19 protein-coding genes are annotated in these 15,584 nt (G+C 36.3%); 12 read left to right on the top strand and 7 right to left on the bottom strand.

The window, feature by feature from the left end:
- The first annotated feature begins 101 nt into the window (after positions 1 to 101).
- Complete coding sequence (locus tag ACRXC1_RS07150; RefSeq protein ID WP_433657625.1) at positions 102 to 989, top strand: hypothetical protein; 888 nt, start codon at positions 102 to 104, stop codon at positions 987 to 989.
- Between the two features lie 12 nt (positions 990 to 1,001).
- Here the strand turns inward: ACRXC1_RS07150 and ACRXC1_RS07145 are convergent, their stop codons facing one another.
- Positions 1,002 to 1,871, bottom strand: coding sequence for a hypothetical protein (locus ACRXC1_RS07145; RefSeq protein WP_392908140.1), 870 nt, complete (start codon positions 1,869 to 1,871; stop codon positions 1,002 to 1,004).
- Positions 1,872 to 1,886: 15 nt separating this feature from the next.
- On the bottom strand, positions 1,887 to 2,804 hold the full coding sequence (locus ACRXC1_RS07140; protein ID WP_433657623.1) for a hypothetical protein: 918 nt from the start codon (positions 2,802 to 2,804) through the stop codon (positions 1,887 to 1,889).
- Between the two features lie 253 nt (positions 2,805 to 3,057).
- Between ACRXC1_RS07140 and ACRXC1_RS07135 the strand changes: the two genes are divergently transcribed.
- From ACRXC1_RS07135 to ACRXC1_RS07125, 3 genes are read left to right on the top strand one after another with little or no spacing between them, the layout of a single operon-like run.
- Positions 3,058 to 3,363, top strand: a complete 306-nt coding sequence (locus ACRXC1_RS07135) for a hypothetical protein (RefSeq protein ID WP_392860890.1) — start codon at positions 3,058 to 3,060, stop codon at positions 3,361 to 3,363.
- Complete coding sequence (locus ACRXC1_RS07130; RefSeq protein ID WP_433657621.1) at positions 3,341 to 3,685, top strand: hypothetical protein; 345 nt, start codon at positions 3,341 to 3,343, stop codon at positions 3,683 to 3,685. Before ACRXC1_RS07135 ends, ACRXC1_RS07130 begins: the two co-directional genes overlap by 23 nt.
- The gene (locus ACRXC1_RS07125; protein WP_433657619.1) at positions 3,682 to 4,857 is read left to right on the top strand and encodes an Hsp20 family protein; all 1,176 of its coding nucleotides are present in this window, start codon (positions 3,682 to 3,684) and stop codon (positions 4,855 to 4,857) included. The genes ACRXC1_RS07130 and ACRXC1_RS07125 overlap by 4 nt, the downstream gene beginning before the upstream one ends.
- A gap of 4 nt (positions 4,858 to 4,861) precedes the next feature.
- Here ACRXC1_RS07125 and ACRXC1_RS07120 read toward each other — a convergent pair whose 3' ends face one another.
- Positions 4,862 to 5,569, bottom strand: coding sequence for an MgtC/SapB family protein (locus ACRXC1_RS07120; protein ID WP_392860894.1), 708 nt, complete (start codon positions 5,567 to 5,569; stop codon positions 4,862 to 4,864).
- Positions 5,570 to 5,624: 55 nt separating this feature from the next.
- Between ACRXC1_RS07120 and ACRXC1_RS07115 the strand changes: the two genes are divergently transcribed.
- Positions 5,625 to 6,746 carry a phosphatase domain-containing protein gene (locus ACRXC1_RS07115; RefSeq protein ID WP_433657617.1) on the top strand — a complete coding sequence of 374 codons (1,122 nt, stop codon included), beginning with the start codon at positions 5,625 to 5,627 and terminating at the stop codon, positions 6,744 to 6,746.
- Here ACRXC1_RS07115 and ACRXC1_RS07110 read toward each other — a convergent pair.
- Positions 6,709 to 6,954 (bottom strand): hypothetical protein, encoded by a 246-nt coding sequence (locus tag ACRXC1_RS07110; protein ID WP_103217354.1) that lies wholly within the window; start codon positions 6,952 to 6,954, stop codon positions 6,709 to 6,711. The two genes, ACRXC1_RS07115 and ACRXC1_RS07110, sit on opposite strands and share 38 nt — an antisense overlap.
- Here ACRXC1_RS07110 and ACRXC1_RS07105 point away from each other — a divergent pair.
- Positions 6,953 to 8,401 carry a hypothetical protein gene (locus ACRXC1_RS07105; RefSeq protein WP_433657615.1) on the top strand — a complete coding sequence of 483 codons (1,449 nt, stop codon included), beginning with the start codon at positions 6,953 to 6,955 and terminating at the stop codon, positions 8,399 to 8,401. The genes ACRXC1_RS07110 and ACRXC1_RS07105 overlap by 2 nt on opposite strands.
- 14 nt (positions 8,402 to 8,415) lie before the next feature.
- On the opposite strand, the gene ACRXC1_RS07100 is transcribed toward ACRXC1_RS07105, so the two are convergent.
- On the bottom strand, positions 8,416 to 8,676 hold the full coding sequence (locus ACRXC1_RS07100; RefSeq protein ID WP_433657613.1) for a hypothetical protein: 261 nt from the start codon (positions 8,674 to 8,676) through the stop codon (positions 8,416 to 8,418).
- A 221-nt stretch (positions 8,677 to 8,897) separates the two neighbouring features.
- Here ACRXC1_RS07100 and ACRXC1_RS07095 point away from each other — a divergent pair, with 221 nt between their 5' ends.
- The 3 genes from ACRXC1_RS07095 to phnE are packed head-to-tail and all read left to right on the top strand — an operon-like array spanning position 8,898 to position 11,724.
- Complete coding sequence (locus tag ACRXC1_RS07095; RefSeq protein WP_392860899.1) at positions 8,898 to 9,815, top strand: phosphate/phosphite/phosphonate ABC transporter substrate-binding protein; 918 nt, start codon at positions 8,898 to 8,900, stop codon at positions 9,813 to 9,815.
- 28 nt (positions 9,816 to 9,843) lie between these two features.
- Positions 9,844 to 10,605, top strand: a complete 762-nt coding sequence (gene phnC, locus ACRXC1_RS07090; RefSeq protein ID WP_392908120.1) for a phosphonate ABC transporter ATP-binding protein — start codon at positions 9,844 to 9,846, stop codon at positions 10,603 to 10,605.
- A 24-nt stretch (positions 10,606 to 10,629) separates the two neighbouring features.
- Entirely contained in the window at positions 10,630 to 11,724 is a 1,095-nt protein-coding gene (phnE, locus tag ACRXC1_RS07085) for a phosphonate ABC transporter, permease protein PhnE (protein ID WP_392908118.1), read from the top strand.
- Positions 11,725 to 11,802: 78 nt separating this feature from the next.
- Here phnE and ACRXC1_RS07080 read toward each other — a convergent pair whose 3' ends face one another.
- A complete protein-coding gene (locus ACRXC1_RS07080) occupies positions 11,803 to 12,036 on the bottom strand; it encodes a hypothetical protein (protein WP_392908116.1) in 234 nt (77 codons plus the stop codon).
- A gap of 130 nt (positions 12,037 to 12,166) precedes the next feature.
- On the opposite strand from ACRXC1_RS07080, the gene bfr reads away from it, so the two are divergent.
- The 3 genes from bfr to ACRXC1_RS07065 all read left to right on the top strand — a co-directional run bounded on the left by bfr (position 12,167) and on the right by ACRXC1_RS07065 (position 14,854).
- Positions 12,167 to 12,643 (top strand): bacterioferritin, encoded by a 477-nt coding sequence (gene bfr / locus ACRXC1_RS07075; RefSeq protein WP_392860904.1) that lies wholly within the window; start codon positions 12,167 to 12,169, stop codon positions 12,641 to 12,643.
- A gap of 79 nt (positions 12,644 to 12,722) precedes the next feature.
- Positions 12,723 to 14,414 carry a FecR family protein gene (locus tag ACRXC1_RS07070; protein ID WP_433657609.1) on the top strand — a complete coding sequence of 564 codons (1,692 nt, stop codon included), beginning with the start codon at positions 12,723 to 12,725 and terminating at the stop codon, positions 14,412 to 14,414.
- On the top strand, positions 14,414 to 14,854 hold the full coding sequence (locus tag ACRXC1_RS07065) for a hypothetical protein (RefSeq protein WP_433657607.1): 441 nt from the start codon (positions 14,414 to 14,416) through the stop codon (positions 14,852 to 14,854). The genes ACRXC1_RS07070 and ACRXC1_RS07065 overlap by 1 nt, the downstream gene beginning before the upstream one ends.
- Here ACRXC1_RS07065 and ACRXC1_RS07060 read toward each other — a convergent pair whose 3' ends face one another.
- Positions 14,855 to 15,583 carry a hypothetical protein gene (locus tag ACRXC1_RS07060; protein ID WP_433657605.1) on the bottom strand — a complete coding sequence of 243 codons (729 nt, stop codon included), beginning with the start codon at positions 15,581 to 15,583 and terminating at the stop codon, positions 14,855 to 14,857. It abuts the gene before it with no gap.
- Position 15,584: the final 1 nt, after the last annotated feature.

Genomic DNA, 15,584 nt, shown 5'->3' with positions numbered 1-15,584 from the left:
GTTATCTTTTTAGTAAATAATTAGATACGCCATTTCAAACTCCCTTAATTTCCAATAACTTAAATAGATTAATCTGAGAATCAACTTGCATAACTTTCCCTATGAAAGTTATCTGCCCAAATAAAACATGTAAGAGTTTTGAGAATATCATTAAAGATGGAAGCTACTTTAGAGTTGACGACTCTAAACGCATTCAAAGGTTTCGTTGCAAAGGGTGTGGTAAACGATTTTCCAAAGCGACATCAAATGATCATTATCGACTAAGAAGAAGACGTGATAGTTCAATGATTGAACATCTACTTTGCGCAAAAGTATCAATGAGACGAATTGCAAAAGTATTAAAAATGGATCGAAAAACTGTTGCAAGAAGAATGATCGTTTTAGAGAAACGAGCTTTAGGACAACATCGTAAGCTCTTAGCTTATCTAGAAAAGAAAAAAGTCACTCATATGCAATTTGATGACATGATAACAATTGAGCATACGAAAATGAAACCACTTTCGATTTCTATTGCAGTTGATAAGGACACTCGACTGATCCTTGGAGCACAAGTCTCACAGATACCGGCTTTTGGCCACCTCGCTAAGAAATCACGAAGAAAGTATGGGTACAGAAAGAGCTATCACGAAGTTGGACTTACCAAATTATTTGAGAGCATTTCTAAGACTATTGATAAAGACGCTATTATAAAATCAGACATGCATAAGTCTTATCCAAAGTTCGTTTCAAAATATCTTTCATCCTGTACCTACAAAGCATATGAAGGTGGTCGCTCATGTGTAGCTGGACAGGGGGAATTAAAGAGAAAAGGATACGACCCACTTTTTATTTTAAATCATACCTGTGCAATGTTTAGGGACTCTATTAACCGATTAGTCAGAAAAACATGGTGTTCAACAAAGTCACCTAAAATGCTTCAGAGACATATAAATATCTTTATAAGTTATTACAACTTCAAATACATTCAGTACGAAGTTAACACCATTTAAAAGTACCAGTTATTAATGGGCAAGCTTATTTCCATCAATGAGCTTGCCTGACTTATATGAATTAGACAGATCACCATCAATTGTTGGAAAAGAGATAATTGGCACAATTAAACTCTGCTCTCCTTTTTCGATTCGAGTACAAAGAGCGATATAGAAAAAACTAACACCACTTTTTTCAAATGCCTTAAAATAAGCAAAGGCCTCATCACCATCTTCATCCTTAAATTCATAAAGCTCATCATACGTCTCTATCGTAGGACGCAAGTAATCCATATAAAGAGAGAAATCTTCAAAAGGAATATCAAACTCCTTTCTATGAATCATCATTTCTGCAAGAAGCTTAGATTTTTTAAGTTCAATAAGCTCAAAGTCTTCAGGCTCTAAAATAGAATTATCTTCAATTTCACGATGATAGTCTTCAAGGGATTCAACTTCCTCACCTACCTGAAAGTCTTGAACAAAGTAGTCATTAGAAGTTGCCGTAAGGGCCAAGACAAAAGAAGGTGTGTGATTAAAAACAAAACACAGGGCCATCAAATGAATATCTTCGCCGTTATGATTTACTTTGGAAATGAAAGTAAAGATTTCTTCCTTTAGGTCATTTTCTAAACGCCAAATCTCATCAGGCTTATGTAGAACGCGGTCAACAAAATTTGGATTTTCCAAGGCCTCTAGAGCGGCCTCATCCACAATATTAAGATCTTTTCTCTTCTTTTCAATCTTTCCTGTAAAGTAGTCAATTAGTGGAGAATAGAATTTTTCAATACAGGCTTCACTACAAAAGCTTAGATTGGATCCATCTTCAACAAAGAGTAAGTCTTCAATTGAAGGAACAACTTTTTTACAATTTTTACAATAATAAATATTATCTGAAATTAACAATGACGTATCCTATTTTTAAATTGATAAATTAAGGCCTGCAAATAGCGTATTCCCGTATAAAACAGGCAGATCCCAAAGCTTTGCTGTTTCATTTAACACAGAAGAATCAGGACGAGTAACCTGAAATCCTGCCCCCATATTTAAACGAACGGAACGTGACATACGTAGAAACATTTGTGGCATTAAGTATGAGTATTTTAAATCAGAACGCAAAGAATTAGCAGTAAAGAAATCACTAGCAGCAACCTTTACTTCACCATACGTAAGAAGAAATTGAATCTCATGTGAAACCATAATTCCTAGGTTTGCTTTAATATGAGAAATATCGCCAATGGCCATCTCTTCGTCAGTATCAAGAGTGTCAGCGAATATTCTTTCGTAATCGACACCAAGGGCCGTCGCACCAAAACGCTTTTCAGTAGTAACACCTAGCATGCGATCATTTCTTTGAGTTGCGTATTCGCTCTTTCCTTTAAATCGCATCCCGAGATATGAGTCAATTATAAGTTTATTATAGTCATTGCCAACCTCGAGCCAGTTAAACCCCAGCTTCACTCCAGAATTGGCCTGCTCAAACTCAGCAGTCTCAAGAGATTGTGCACCACTTGCTGCCAGATCGAGAAAAATCCCATGAGCAAATCCCATCTTTAGATTGAAGTTAACAAAATTAATATTCTCGTCAGTGAAAAAAGACTTATGAGCAGCGTATCCTAACGAAAAATCATAATAATCAGGAAGAAAGGCCCAAAGATCAGAGCTAGAGCTTGGAGCTTGAGGGCGAGAGACTGCCCTTTCACTTCTAGCAGGTGCACTAGATCTCGTAGAAACAGGATTATATGAGTTGGTGCCAGATGACTTTGGAGAATAGTCCACCAAAGCAAGTGCAGAAAAGTTAAATAAAATAGTCAGGGTTGCAGCTGTTAAGATATTCATCAAAAACATTCCTTGTTCATAAAAAAACTAACGCCTTCTTAGCGTCTACTTAATTGTATCTTTATATTTTCTTAATTTCAATGCGAGCATATCCTACCGTAACACTCAACTAAGCCTACAATAACAACGACTTGCTGATACGCGTTCATAAATTAGGCCGAAAATACGTATAGCATCAATGGAAATGTATTCCGACTGCCAAAAGGGCCCTAAAATTTATAAAATATCTCTAGAGAATTTCAGGAGGAATGAGTTGATCGAGTTAGGATTTTTAAAACGTTATGATTCAATTAAAAGGTTAATCGATTTTGGTGCAAATGGATATTTCCCATTATTTGAAGACATTGCTATGGGAAGTAATTTTGAAGAAGTTCGTATGACTAAAGCACAACGTCTAAAAGCAAAGTCTCTACTTAAAAAAATCTCATCTCATAACAATCTTGAAAAACAACGTGTGTTATTTTCAACTTTTGATGAAATTGATCAATACATCGTGGCCCGTGCCCTAGTTGAAATGGTCGAAGGAAAGATTCTTGATGCTAATCCGCAGCTTCAGTAAAACATTATTCTTCGTTGCAACTGTTGCAATCACACTAAGCGCTAGCGCTGAGTACCGTGTCTATCAGTATATGGTTTCTTCTCGCCTAAACCCAAGAGGGCCAGCAAGTGTTGTTATTACCTCGACATTAGACCCAAACTCTTATGTGAAGTATCACGGTGGTAACCGTTCAATTCGTGTAAATCTTCTTAACACTTGGATGTGTAAAGGACATACTGGAGGAGATCCAATTTGTGATGCTCCCCTAGCAAAACTCATGGACACGACAACCCCACAAGACAACCCTGAAGCGATACAGCAAGGAGTTGATGCAGCTCTATGAGAATTGAAGATAGCAACCAATTTACGAAGCAGAATCTAAAGCTTAAAAATGAGCGTGATCGTCTCATAAAAGATAAGAAACAAGAAATTGAGTCAATCCGTAAAAACTATAATCAAATGGCAAATGACCAAAGAATTATTGGAGAAGAAAAACTCGACTCAGTTCGTGATCAGAATCAAGTCGCTATCATCGAATCACTCAATAACAAAGAGGCCAGGCTCAATGATATCAAAGAAAGTCTTGAGAAAACAGGTCAGCAATTTGCAAAGCAAGAAAGCTTTGCAAAACTTCAGAGTGATGCAAATATTGATTCCATCAGAGATAATTACCAACAACAATTAGAGTATGTTCACCAAAGAGGCCGTGACGATCTTGAAGATACAACTAATACAGTAAATGATCTGGCCAATAAGATAAAATATGACAATGAAGAATTCATCATTGATGAGACTGCTAAGGCCAAAAACCTTGCTAACGAAATCTCTGTTCGAAATGATGGCTTTATTCAACGAATAAATAAGCAATTTGATGAGCGTGTTCAAAAGCTCTCCAAAGAAAATTCAACAACAGTGAAAGGTCTTGAAAAAGAGCAACGAAACGAGATGTCTAAGCTTAAGAGCGATCATTATCAAAAGCTTACACAAACAGGTGCCTTCCAACAAAATGAGCTTAAAACACAAAAAGCATTTCATGAAGATACTGTAAAAAGTAGAAAAGATGCATTCGAACAAAAATATGCGGCCCTTCAAAAAGAGCATCAAGGTCTTATGGGACGCCTCAAGGCCAAGATAGATGAAGAGCTCAACAGCCTTAAAAACTACTATACAAAGGCCAAGGAAACCATCCAAGAAAAAGGCCAAGACAGCTTCTATAATATTACAAAGCTAGAACCAAGTATTAAAAGTGATCAAAACTTTTATTACTTTTCACTTGAAGTGCCTAAGCATGAGCAAGAAACCATTCATATCAATGCTCAAGAGCGTGGTATCACAGTTACTCAGAATCGAAAATTTGATCAAAGAGTCGAAGAGAATGGAAATACATTCAAGTCGAAGCGTTCAGAAAGTTTAGTTAGACAATTTGATGTACCTGATATTCTTGATGGTACAAAGGTAAGTCGAAATTATGACACTGAAACTTCGACTCTTACCTATCGTATTGCAAAAAGATAAATACTTATAAAATATCGCGATCTCTTTGGTGAAATTCAACCTTGTTTACGCGAATTAGTGTTTTAATTTCACGCTTAATTGGGGCAACCCAACGAGGGTGAAGTTGAACATTAAGAGTTAGAAGCCTTTCATCTGAAACTGCATCAAGAACCTCTTCGCTTACGATCTCAATATCCTCAACTCTAGAATAAAGAATTTCTTTCACATGGCCACGAATACGTCCATTTGAGAGTACTTCAATATAGAAATTTTGCTTTGCCTTATCCGATTCAAGCATACGATAGACTGGGTTAATCAAACGCAGAACGGCAAAGAGAGAAATTGTGATGAGTGCAGCAATAACAGGGTAGCCGAAACCAACAGTCATCCCAATTGCGGCAACAACCCAGACAGTTGCAGCAGTTGTCATCCCAACAACATTACCACGGCCTTGGATAATGGCACCGGCACCTAAGAAACCGATCCCACTTACAATTTGCGCGGCCATCCGATTGGGGTCGGCCACCGTTCCCATATGCTCACTCATGGTTAAAACACTTAAGGAAGTATATGTCGCTGCTCCAAGGCAGATCAACATATTCGTCTTTATCCCCGCAGACTTCATCTTCTGCTCACGGTCATATCCAATAAAGCCACCTAGAATAATTGAGCTAACTACTTTGATGCCCATGGAAATATAAACTGGTTGCTCTCCAATGAATTCAATATACATATAACCTCTTGTGGAATAAAATAAACTAAAGTCTATTTTAACAAGGAATTATAAGTTGAAAAGGGCCAAGGCCGTAAATTTTTTAGCTATTCAAACGAATAACTACCTTAATATCAAGGCAGACTTCACAATGAGTGAAAATTTGTATTCGAAGAATAAAGACTTTGAAAAATTTGAAGCCCGTTTTCCTATTCAAGCCTATAAATTACTTAGAGCATACGAGTTCGAAATCAAGGTAGTGGCCCTTGATCACAACAACAAGGAATTGTTCACAAAGAACTTAGAAACAGATTCATATGGTGGGCTACTAGCAAAAATCCCTCTTCCAAAAGACTGCAAGGACTGCTTAGCAAAGATAGAAGCCTACGAGATATCAAAATATCCAGGGCTGGAATTAAACCTTGGTACATTTATCCCATTAAAGATTACAGATAATCGCAAGATCATTATTTGTGACTTTGATAAAACACTAGTTGAAACAAAGTACTCTAAACCAAGTGAGATCTATGATTCACTTACCAGTCCTTTGAAAAATTATCCAACTCTAGAAAATTCTGTAAAACTTTTAAAGTCATATATTGAAATGGGATACCATCCATTTATTCTATCAGCGTCTCCGCACTTTTATGAAGATGCAATTCGTGATTGGCTTTACGCTAACGAAATTTTTACGGCAGGAATCTTCTTAAAAGACTATCGTCGTATTCTTTCGATCTTAGAAAATGATCTAACTCCAAAAGATATCAAGACTCAAGGAATCTACAAACTTGGACACCTCCTTGATATTGTTAATATGACAGATATTCCATCTTCAGTAGTTTTAATGGGTGATAACTTTGAATCTGATCCACTAATCTATTTAACATTTTCGGAACTATTGTCTGGACGAGTGGAACCAAGACAACTTTGGAACGAGCTTAAACGCGTAGAAGACTTTAAGGTTACGGCCCGTCAAAACGGACTCTTCTTAAATAAGATTTTTCAAATCAAAGATAACGTCAAACATCACGGACTTGATAAAGAAGTTAAGATCTACATTAGAAAGAAAGGTAATGAGTCACAACTTAATATTCGTGCTCCATTTAATTCTTATCATGGAAAGATTGAGTTATATGACGGAAACCTTCTCAAAGAAGATTCTAAGAAGCAAATAGAAGCTCAGGCGCCCAAAGAATAATTTGTCCAATACAAATATAGAGACCAACTTTGTGAAATCTTTGTGTGAAGTCTTCACCAAAATTTTTAGAAAATTGTTTTGAAATAGGCCAATTAGCTGGAGAAAATCGAGTTAATTCAATGGCAACTCTTAGGCCCGATAAGGCAACACATACGGCAATAAAAGTTTGATTGCTAGGATTAACAAGTGAACTTAAAATATTAGACATGAGCGCTCCATTTAAAGAAAATTCTCCGTTATACATAGAACTCTTCGACAACTTAGAGGAATCAATTTATCAATTGGCCGCATTAGATAAGGAAGACGTAAATCTTGCCTGGAGCAACTTGAAAGAAAGTTCATACTTTGGTCCAAATATCTTAAAAGGCGCAATTCACAAACTCTTCAGTCAGGTATTTGCTTATCAAAGTAGCTTTCTTAAAGAAAAGGAAGACTCTCAAGAGTTCTATAAAAATTCGTATAATAAGCTAATCAATAGCTATGCCAGAGGGCTTAGTATAAGTGCCAAAGACGCTCTTTACTTGAGCTTCATGCATGAGTACCTAAATAATCCAAGTGCAATCTTTGAAGGAATTAAAGATCATCACCTTGAAAGTAACTCTCCAATTGAATTAATTAATAGCCCAATTCAAGAGACCTTTAGTGACAAGCTTAGATTTGTTCACTTCAAATCGCCGGAAAACCTTGAGGCCATTGTTATTCAAAATCTCATGTCTCCTTTTGCAACATATGGTGGCGTCAACGAGTCAGGCCTAAGTGTTCAATTAGTTCAAAGAGATGCTCTTAAAATTAATTACCATGGAATGAGTGCTAGTTTCCTTGCGCTTGTTATCTTACTTGGATTTAACGATATTCATGAAGTTGAAAAGTTTTTAAAGAATCAGCAATTAGTCTTTCATTGGGAATTTCACATAAAGGACTCGCTAGGCAATTACAAGATCATCGCAATCGATGGCCAAGAAGTAAATATTTGCGATGGAAAATTACCAGACACAAAAGACACCTTTAAAAATCATCTTGATATTTATAAAAAGAAGCATTGGCCAACAACAGTTTCGGCACTTACGATTGATTCAAACAATATTTTTCTTTCTCTTTTCGATTCAAAGAATTTTTCAGTTAAACAAATTCACTACAGCGATCTTTTTCAACCAGCGCCATTGATAACAAAAAAGTCGCCGAAATTATCAAAGTCCTTAAAAGAAACTTTTACTATAAAGAATTATCTCAATCATGCCCAAGTTGCCTTTAATAGTAACAATTCAGAAGACTGCTATCATCAAATTCAACTTGCAATTGTCTTTGCCAAGAAAATGACGGGAAACCAAAAACAATTGATTGCCAAGCTTGAATTAGTATTTATGGCCTGTCAGTATATCTTTGAGTCACATCGAGAAACTCAGCAATATATTCATCAGAATCTTATAAAGCTCTATCCTAGTCTTGATTCATACCATAAGGATCTCGCGTTAATTCTTATGCAGAGATTACAAATTCTGATGAATGAAGAGATTAATTTAGTAGATGGCCCAAAAGAGCTCAAAAGAGTGATTTTTACAGAATCAAAGCTTGGAAAACTTGCCCACCAGGCCCTAAAAAAAACAACTTTACTAAGGCCAAATCATCTCGACTTCTGTCCAACATCTGGGCTATAGGCCCAGAGAGATATTTAGAGGATATTTAGCCTTCTGATGGCCTCATTCATCTTATCTTTCTTGTCCTTAAGCTTCTTTTTAACGGAGTGTTTACTTTTATATAGCTCTTCTAAGAAGCTTTTTATCAATGACATACGCTTACTATCATTATTGCTCTCATCAAAATTTTTTGATCCATCACACCCCTTGTGCAGTCTTTTGACGCGGGTCTCATCTGAGCTCAATCGATCAGTAGGACGCACAGGATTTTCGAGTTTTTTGATGTTTAACGCCATGTTTCCATTATAACCTTGATCAAATTAAACAAAGACTAAATATTATAAAAACTACCTTCACTAAATTACTGAAATTATTCAGTTTTTAAAGATAATTATAATTGTGATTAGGTTGACATTAAAAAACTGTCTTATTCATGCTAAAAGAGCGTAATTTCAAAATGTTAGATTTTTTTAGGTTTCTATATATATTAGGGTTCAATATACGAGGAGAACAACCAATGAAACACACAATTGTTGCGGTAATGAGCTTAGTACTAGCAATAACAACAGGAATCTCTTGCAAGAGAGATATGAAATTAGGAAGTAAAGACAATCCTGTAAAACTATACTTCACACCTTCAGTTGATGCAGACACAATTGCATCGAACTCAGTTCACTTTATCAAATTCTTAGAAAAAGAGACTGGCCTATTCTTCAAAACAGGTATTCCAACAAACTACATTTCGGTAGTAGAATCATTTGGGTCAAAAAGAGCTGACATTGCAGTTATGAACTCTTTTGGTTATCTAATGGCAAATGAGAAGTATGGAGCAAGTGCAAAACTTAAAGTTCTTCGCTATGGACACGATTACTACCAAGGGCAAATCATTGCTCACGTAGATAGTGGAATTAACTCAATTAAAGACCTAGAAGGTAAGAAATTTGCTTACACTGATCCTTCATCAACTTCAGGTTATATGTTCCCACTTAAAATCATGATGGAAAATGATGTTAAGCCAGGAAATACAACTTTTGCTATTAAGCACGATAACGTTGTAACAATGGTTTACCAAAGACAAGTAGATGCTGGTGCAACTTACTACTCTGCTCCATCTTCAGATGGAACAATCCGCGATGCACGTTCACGTGTAAAAACACAATTCCCAGATGTTGAAGATAAAGTAAAAATCGTTCAAATCACTGAAAAAATTCCTAACGACCCATTCGTATTCAGAAAGGATCTTCCTGCAGAAGTAACAGAGAAGTTTATTGCAGCTGTTAAGAAATATATCGCTACTCCAGAAGGTAAAGATGTATTTGAAAATATTTACAGTGTAGGTGGCCTAGTTGATACAACTGATGCAGATTACGATGGATTAAGAAACGTAATTAAAACACTAAATATCAATCTTGAAGAACAACTAAACAAGAAATAGGTTTTATTTTAAATAAAGAGAGAATGAAATGATTCTAGAAGTTAAAAATGTTAACAAAGTTTATCCTAACGGATGCCACGCTCTAAATAACGTTAGCTTTAACGTTAACAAGGGTGAGTTCCTTGTTATTATCGGTCTGTCTGGTTCAGGTAAGTCGACAATGCTTAGATGTATGAACCGCCTACACGATGTAACAAGTGGTGAGATCATCTTCGAAGGAAAAGACATTACGAAACTTAAGGGTGCAGCAATGAGAAATGCTCGCTCACACATCGGAATGATCTTCCAACACTTTAACTTAATCCCAAGAAGAACTGTTATGACTAACGTTCTTTCAGGAACGCTTGCAAGAACAGGAGTTATCAAGTCGGTACTTGGTATCTACTCTGAAGAAGATAAGAAAAAAGCAATGGAATACATCAAGATCGTTGGTCTTGAAGGTAAAGAAAACGTACGTGCGGACAATCTTTCAGGTGGTCAGCAACAACGTGTTGCTATTGCTCGTGCTCTTATGCAAAACCCTAAGGTACTTCTTGCTGATGAGCCTGTAGCGTCTCTTGACCCTGCAACTTCTCACTCGGTAATGCAATACCTTAAGAAAGTTAACGAAGAACTTGGTGTTACTGTTATCTGTAACCTTCACTTCTTATCACTTGTTAGAGAATACGCTTCACGCGTAGTAGCTCTTAAAGGTGGGAAGCTAATTTATGAAGGTCAACCACTTGATATTAACGAAGAATGGTTCCAGACAATCTACGGTGAAGATGCTGTAGAAGTAACAATTAACTAAGTTTTTTGGATATAGGATTAAATAATGACAACGACGACTCAAACGGCAGATACGCAAGTTAATAACTTACCAAAACCAAGAGAAGAGTACACATCATACAAAGTTAAGATGAATTTCTTTTCTTTCCTAATTGATTTCCTTCTTTGGTCATACATGATTCTTGTTTCATGGAAGATCGTATGGGAGAGACTAATTCTTGGTCTACGCTACCCTGATTTTACTTGGAACCAGCCACTTATTGCTCTTGGAGCAGGTTTTGTAGTAGCAGCAGCTCTTTACACAACTAAAATGTCTCTTGGACGTGGGCTAACAGGAATTATGAAAAGAGATGAGAACACTCTATTCATGAAAGAGCCATTCTCATTCGTACTTATTGCAACTGTAGTACTAACATTTATTGCTAGTATTTATGTTTCACAAATTTCAATTTATGAATTTCTTTCTGAATCAGGAATGACTGGTGCAAAGAGGATCTTTACTGCTCTTCTAACACCAAATTTTGCAATTTTTGAAGAAGCTCTTTTTGCAGCAATTGAAACGATCTACATGGCATTTATTGCAACAGCAGTAGCACTTCCAATTGCATTTGTTCTAGCATTCTTTGCAGCAAGAAACCTTATGAATGGATCTCGTCTAACAATGACAGTTTACTCTGTCGTTAGATTTTTCTTAAACGTTTCACGTTCAATTGAGCCACTAGTATGGGCGATTATCTTCTCTGTATGGGTTGGTATCGGGCCTTTCGCTGGTATGATGGCACTTTGCCTTCACTCAGTATCTTCACTTTCGAAGCTATACTCTGAGCAAATTGAAAACGTTTCAAATGGACCAATCGAAGCAATGATGGCAACTGGTGCTCACCCTATCCAAGTAATTTGGTTTGGTGTTGTTCCTCAAATCGTTCTTCCATACCTATCATTCTCAATCTACCGTTGGGACATCAACGTTCGTATGGCCACAGTAATTGGTCTAGTTGGTGGTGGTGGTATTGGTACAATGCTAATGCAGTACCAAGGTCTAGCAAAATGGAACGAAGTTGGTCTACTAGTAATCGTTATTGCAGCGATTGTTTGGATCATGGACTGGCTATCTTCTAAAATTAGAGAGGCCATCAAGTAGAAATAATCTAATTACTTTCTATATAAAAGAAGGCCCGCATCCGCGGGCCTTTTTATTTCTCTCCCTTAATAATTTATTCTAGTTACCGCACATTCCTTTTTTCGAGAATGAATCTTGAATCTTCAATGCATCACCTTTTGTGTACCAATACTGGCTATGAGGTTTCTCATTAATCAAGATCCGATAATGATTTTTTGCTGGGTGCTTTTGTAGTGAACAAGCACCATCTACTGAGGCAATATCCCGTTGCGGGGAAGACCCACAAGAAACGAGCGTAAGCCCTAATACGGCCATGGCCATTAATTTTTTCATAATTCCTCCTACGTCCTATTCACGTAGTAAATTTATCGGATATACTTAAGAATAACTTTAGCATCTTACTCAACTATTATTGTATTTGAAAAAAGTCACCTTTCATGTATGCTTTATGAAAGGAGAAAAAATGAAGGGAAATCAAGAAGTTATCAATATTTTTAATGAGTTACTAACGCAAGAGCTATCGGCCATCGATCTCTATTTCCTTCACTCACGCCTATTCCAAGATATGGGCCTAACAAAGCTTTATGAGCGTATTGATCATGAAAAAGATGATGAAACAATCCACGCTACTAAACTTATTGAAAGAATTATTTTTCTAGAAGGTTTACCAGAACTAGGGACTCGCCTTCCATATAAGCCAAGTCGCGATGTGAAACAGTTAATATCAGATGAGCTTCAATATGAAGTTGAAAATAGTAAATTACTCAGAAAAGCAATTGCTCTTTGTGAATCTGTTAATGATTATGTCTCAAGAGATATTCTTTTAGAACTTCTTTCAGATACTGAAAATGATCATATTGACTGGCTTGAGACTCAACTTTCACTAATTGATAAAATTGGTTTACAAAATTATCTACAGACTGCATCTGAATCTGTTTAAAGAAAGTAAAAAAAAGTAAACATTCACCTGTTTTTTATTTATAATTAGATAAATTAATTAAACACGGATGTTTACTTTTATGAATCTAATTAAATTATCACTCATTTTAATTCCACTAAGTCTTTTCCAAGCAAACGCAATTGCGGCCTTTGCCAAGGTCGTTAATATTCGTGGTGAAGTTTCTCAACTTCCACCAGGGGCCATGCAGGCCAGCTGGATAAAGAAAGGTCAACTCCTTAAGGAAAATACGTCGATTGTCACGAGATTGCGCTCTTTTGTGAAGATCGAAATTCTAGAAGATGGTAGTTATATCGTCGTAGGGCCAAACTCAAAAATCGAGTTAACAAAGGTCGAAAAAAAGGCCGGAAGTATTATCCAAGTTTTGAATGGAAAGATGCGATCAAAGATTGTTCCTGCAAAAAAATCAAAAGGACATAGTGCCTTTAACAAGGTTTATGTAAAGACAAAGACCATGGCCTTAGGTGTTCGAGGAACAGAATTTGTTACGGTGGTCAGTCAGGAGAACCAGGCCACATCAGTAGTAACACTAGAAGGTGAAGTTGCAGTTAAGAAGATCAATAGCGAGAGTATTGATCCGGAAAAGACAGTAAAAGATAATGTTGACCGTGATGATGTAACAATCGTTAAAAAAGGGACGGCCTCAACAACGTACGCTCACCTATACGATGAAATTCCACCACAGAAAGTAAACCCAAGTCAGCTAATGGCCCTTGAAAAGAACGAAAATCTTGAAAGTGTAAAAAGAAGTGATATTCAAGTTGCTAGCAATGAAGAATTGAGTAAGAAAGAAATCACTAAGCTGTATGGAAATGATGTTGAAGCCGATGAAGTTCCAAAAAATGGTGCCATCGTCGACCTTGATTCAGCTATCTTTATTCCAGCGATTCAAGACGAGTCACTTGATATTGGTAGTGTCGATAAGAACACTGGTCAATTTGTTGCGGCCAATGGAATTGAACTTGATAAGAAGAAGGGCTTTGTCGCAAAGAAACAAGACGATGAAACGAAAGAAGTTGTCAAAAAACTCAATGAGAAGATTGAATACAAAGAAGTTCAAGGACATGAAGTTGTTGATCATGGCCCAAATATAGGTACTGCCAAACTGGCCGGAATGAAGAACTCATGGGGATTAAAAACTGGCCTAAGTGTAAAGCAGATGAATTACGCTAATATGGACAATAATAACGGTGGCGATGATGACAATTATGGTGGCCTTGGAGCGGATATTATTGGTCATTACCGTCATGTTTTAAATCAACAATTATATCTTGATTATATTTTTGGTATTCACGCCTATTTCATGGATCGCGGAGATCTTGAGCCAGAAGAGATGGATGATGACATCTTAACATTTGAGTTAGGAGTTCAAGCATACTACAGGCTAAATAATCGCTTTAGACTTACGACAGGATTTTTCATGAATGACGAAATGTTTCTAACAGCTCGATTTGAAACAAGCCTTACACCAGTCATGGATCAGAGAACACAATTTGCACCTTATCTAAAATTTGGAGCAGAATATGACTACAGTGATAACTGGAGCTTCCTAACAAGTTACCGCTCATATATTGTTGACTCTCATCACCCTAATATTGCCATTTACTCAGGAAAAGGCTTTGAGCTTGGAGCAAGAAGACATCTTTCTAAATCAACTGCTCTACTATTTAATTTTTTACATCGCGAATTTATCGCGCAAGATATCATTGTTAAAAATAAAGACTTCAGCGTCTTATATGAAATGGAGTTTTAATGAGAGCGCTACTACTAATTACAATACTACTAGGTCTATCTTCATGCTTTAAAACAGATGCTGATGGGAATGCCTACCTTTTTGAAAATGACAATAGGGCCGTTATCTCTTTTGAGTTCTTTAATGCGGATACAACCTTAACTTGGTATTTTGGGATTCAAAATCAGGTTGGGACAAACGCAACTGATGTCGAAGGTTTTAATTCATCTCAATACTGGTGTATTGAGAATGTCTATATACAATTGAAATCGGGAGATGTCTCATCTGCATCATTTGACGTTGTCCTAAACAACTCTCCAGTTACTGCAGGCATCCCATTTCCAGGAGGAAATACTAACGTCCATATCGCTCCAGGAGATCAAGTAAAAGCCTCTATAAATTGCTCAGCTTGTGTTAACGGATACGGAACAATTAATTTTGAACTTGGAAAATGTAATTAACTACTTTTTCTTAACAAGCTTAATTAATCTTAAATAGATAACTAAGTCAGCAAGAAAGAAGATCGGTACCCAATAATCATGAGTCACCAAGAAATTAATCAAGAAATGTAGATAGTAAATAATATGAACTGCAAGGCCTGCAAATAAATATTTGTCGGCCTTCTTAAAAGAAAGATAAGTAAAGCGCATATAAATTGCAAGACTTAAGAACGCCACGACTCGATAAGAGGAAGTTAGAAGATTACTCAAGTTAAATGGCAATAGAGTTTTTGCTAGTTGATTATTACTTTTTGCAATAACATTATCACTTATACAACAAGCACCGCTACCTTCCATCAAATAGATAAGATAATGAACACCAAAGATAAATAGTGCTAAGTAGACCACTATCTTATATAGAATCATCAACAGGTGATGTTCCTGAAGATAATCTCCAAGTATTTTCCATAATTCTAAACGGGCCAAGAAAAGAAAGAGAAAAATTAAGAGCGCAACTCCTACTTTATAGTCGGAATAGAAAGGAACAAAGAATACAGATACGACAAGAAAACAAATAATGGCCTGATAAAAAGGCATTCTTTCAATTGCATAATTAGATTTAAAGACTTGGCGAACACGAAAGGAGCTTAAACTTAAATAGAGAAAGTACAAACCAACCATAAATGTGAAGATACAGTAGATAACTGGAATCAATTTTATAGTGCTATCATTTGGATTTAGATCAAGCATA

The organism is Halobacteriovorax sp. GFR8 (assembly GCF_050955245.1).
Classification (GTDB): Bacteria; Bdellovibrionota; Bacteriovoracia; order Bacteriovoracales; family Bacteriovoracaceae; genus Halobacteriovorax_A.
This window is presented reverse-complemented; position numbering and strand designations above follow the sequence as displayed.

What these genes read in the sequence shown, in the direction of transcription:
- ACRXC1_RS07060 (WP_433657605.1), bottom strand. Translation starts at nt 15,583, where the DNA reads ATGCTTGATCTAAATCCAAATGATAGCACTATAAAATTGATTCCAGTT.
- ACRXC1_RS07140 (WP_433657623.1), bottom strand. Translation starts at nt 2,804, where the DNA reads ATGAATATCTTAACAGCTGCAACCCTGACTATTTTATTTAACTTTTCT.
- ACRXC1_RS07110 (WP_103217354.1), bottom strand. Translation starts at nt 6,954, where the DNA reads ATGTCTAATATTTTAAGTTCACTTGTTAATCCTAGCAATCAAACTTTT.
- ACRXC1_RS07130 (WP_433657621.1), top strand. Translation starts at nt 3,341, where the DNA reads ATGCTAATCCGCAGCTTCAGTAAAACATTATTCTTCGTTGCAACTGTT.
- ACRXC1_RS07065 (WP_433657607.1), top strand. Translation starts at nt 14,414, where the DNA reads ATGAGAGCGCTACTACTAATTACAATACTACTAGGTCTATCTTCATGC.
- ACRXC1_RS07125 (WP_433657619.1), top strand. Translation starts at nt 3,682, where the DNA reads ATGAGAATTGAAGATAGCAACCAATTTACGAAGCAGAATCTAAAGCTT.
- phnE (WP_392908118.1), top strand. Translation starts at nt 10,630, where the DNA reads ATGACAACGACGACTCAAACGGCAGATACGCAAGTTAATAACTTACCA.
- phnC (WP_392908120.1), top strand. Translation starts at nt 9,844, where the DNA reads ATGATTCTAGAAGTTAAAAATGTTAACAAAGTTTATCCTAACGGATGC.
- ACRXC1_RS07095 (WP_392860899.1), top strand. Translation starts at nt 8,898, where the DNA reads ATGAAACACACAATTGTTGCGGTAATGAGCTTAGTACTAGCAATAACA.
- ACRXC1_RS07070 (WP_433657609.1), top strand. Translation starts at nt 12,723, where the DNA reads ATGAATCTAATTAAATTATCACTCATTTTAATTCCACTAAGTCTTTTC.
- ACRXC1_RS07120 (WP_392860894.1), bottom strand. Translation starts at nt 5,569, where the DNA reads ATGTATATTGAATTCATTGGAGAGCAACCAGTTTATATTTCCATGGGC.
- bfr (WP_392860904.1), top strand. Translation starts at nt 12,167, where the DNA reads ATGAAGGGAAATCAAGAAGTTATCAATATTTTTAATGAGTTACTAACG.
- ACRXC1_RS07100 (WP_433657613.1), bottom strand. Translation starts at nt 8,676, where the DNA reads ATGGCGTTAAACATCAAAAAACTCGAAAATCCTGTGCGTCCTACTGAT.
- ACRXC1_RS07105 (WP_433657615.1), top strand. Translation starts at nt 6,953, where the DNA reads ATGAGCGCTCCATTTAAAGAAAATTCTCCGTTATACATAGAACTCTTC.
- ACRXC1_RS07150 (WP_433657625.1), top strand. Translation starts at nt 102, where the DNA reads ATGAAAGTTATCTGCCCAAATAAAACATGTAAGAGTTTTGAGAATATC.
- ACRXC1_RS07080 (WP_392908116.1), bottom strand. Translation starts at nt 12,036, where the DNA reads ATGAAAAAATTAATGGCCATGGCCGTATTAGGGCTTACGCTCGTTTCT.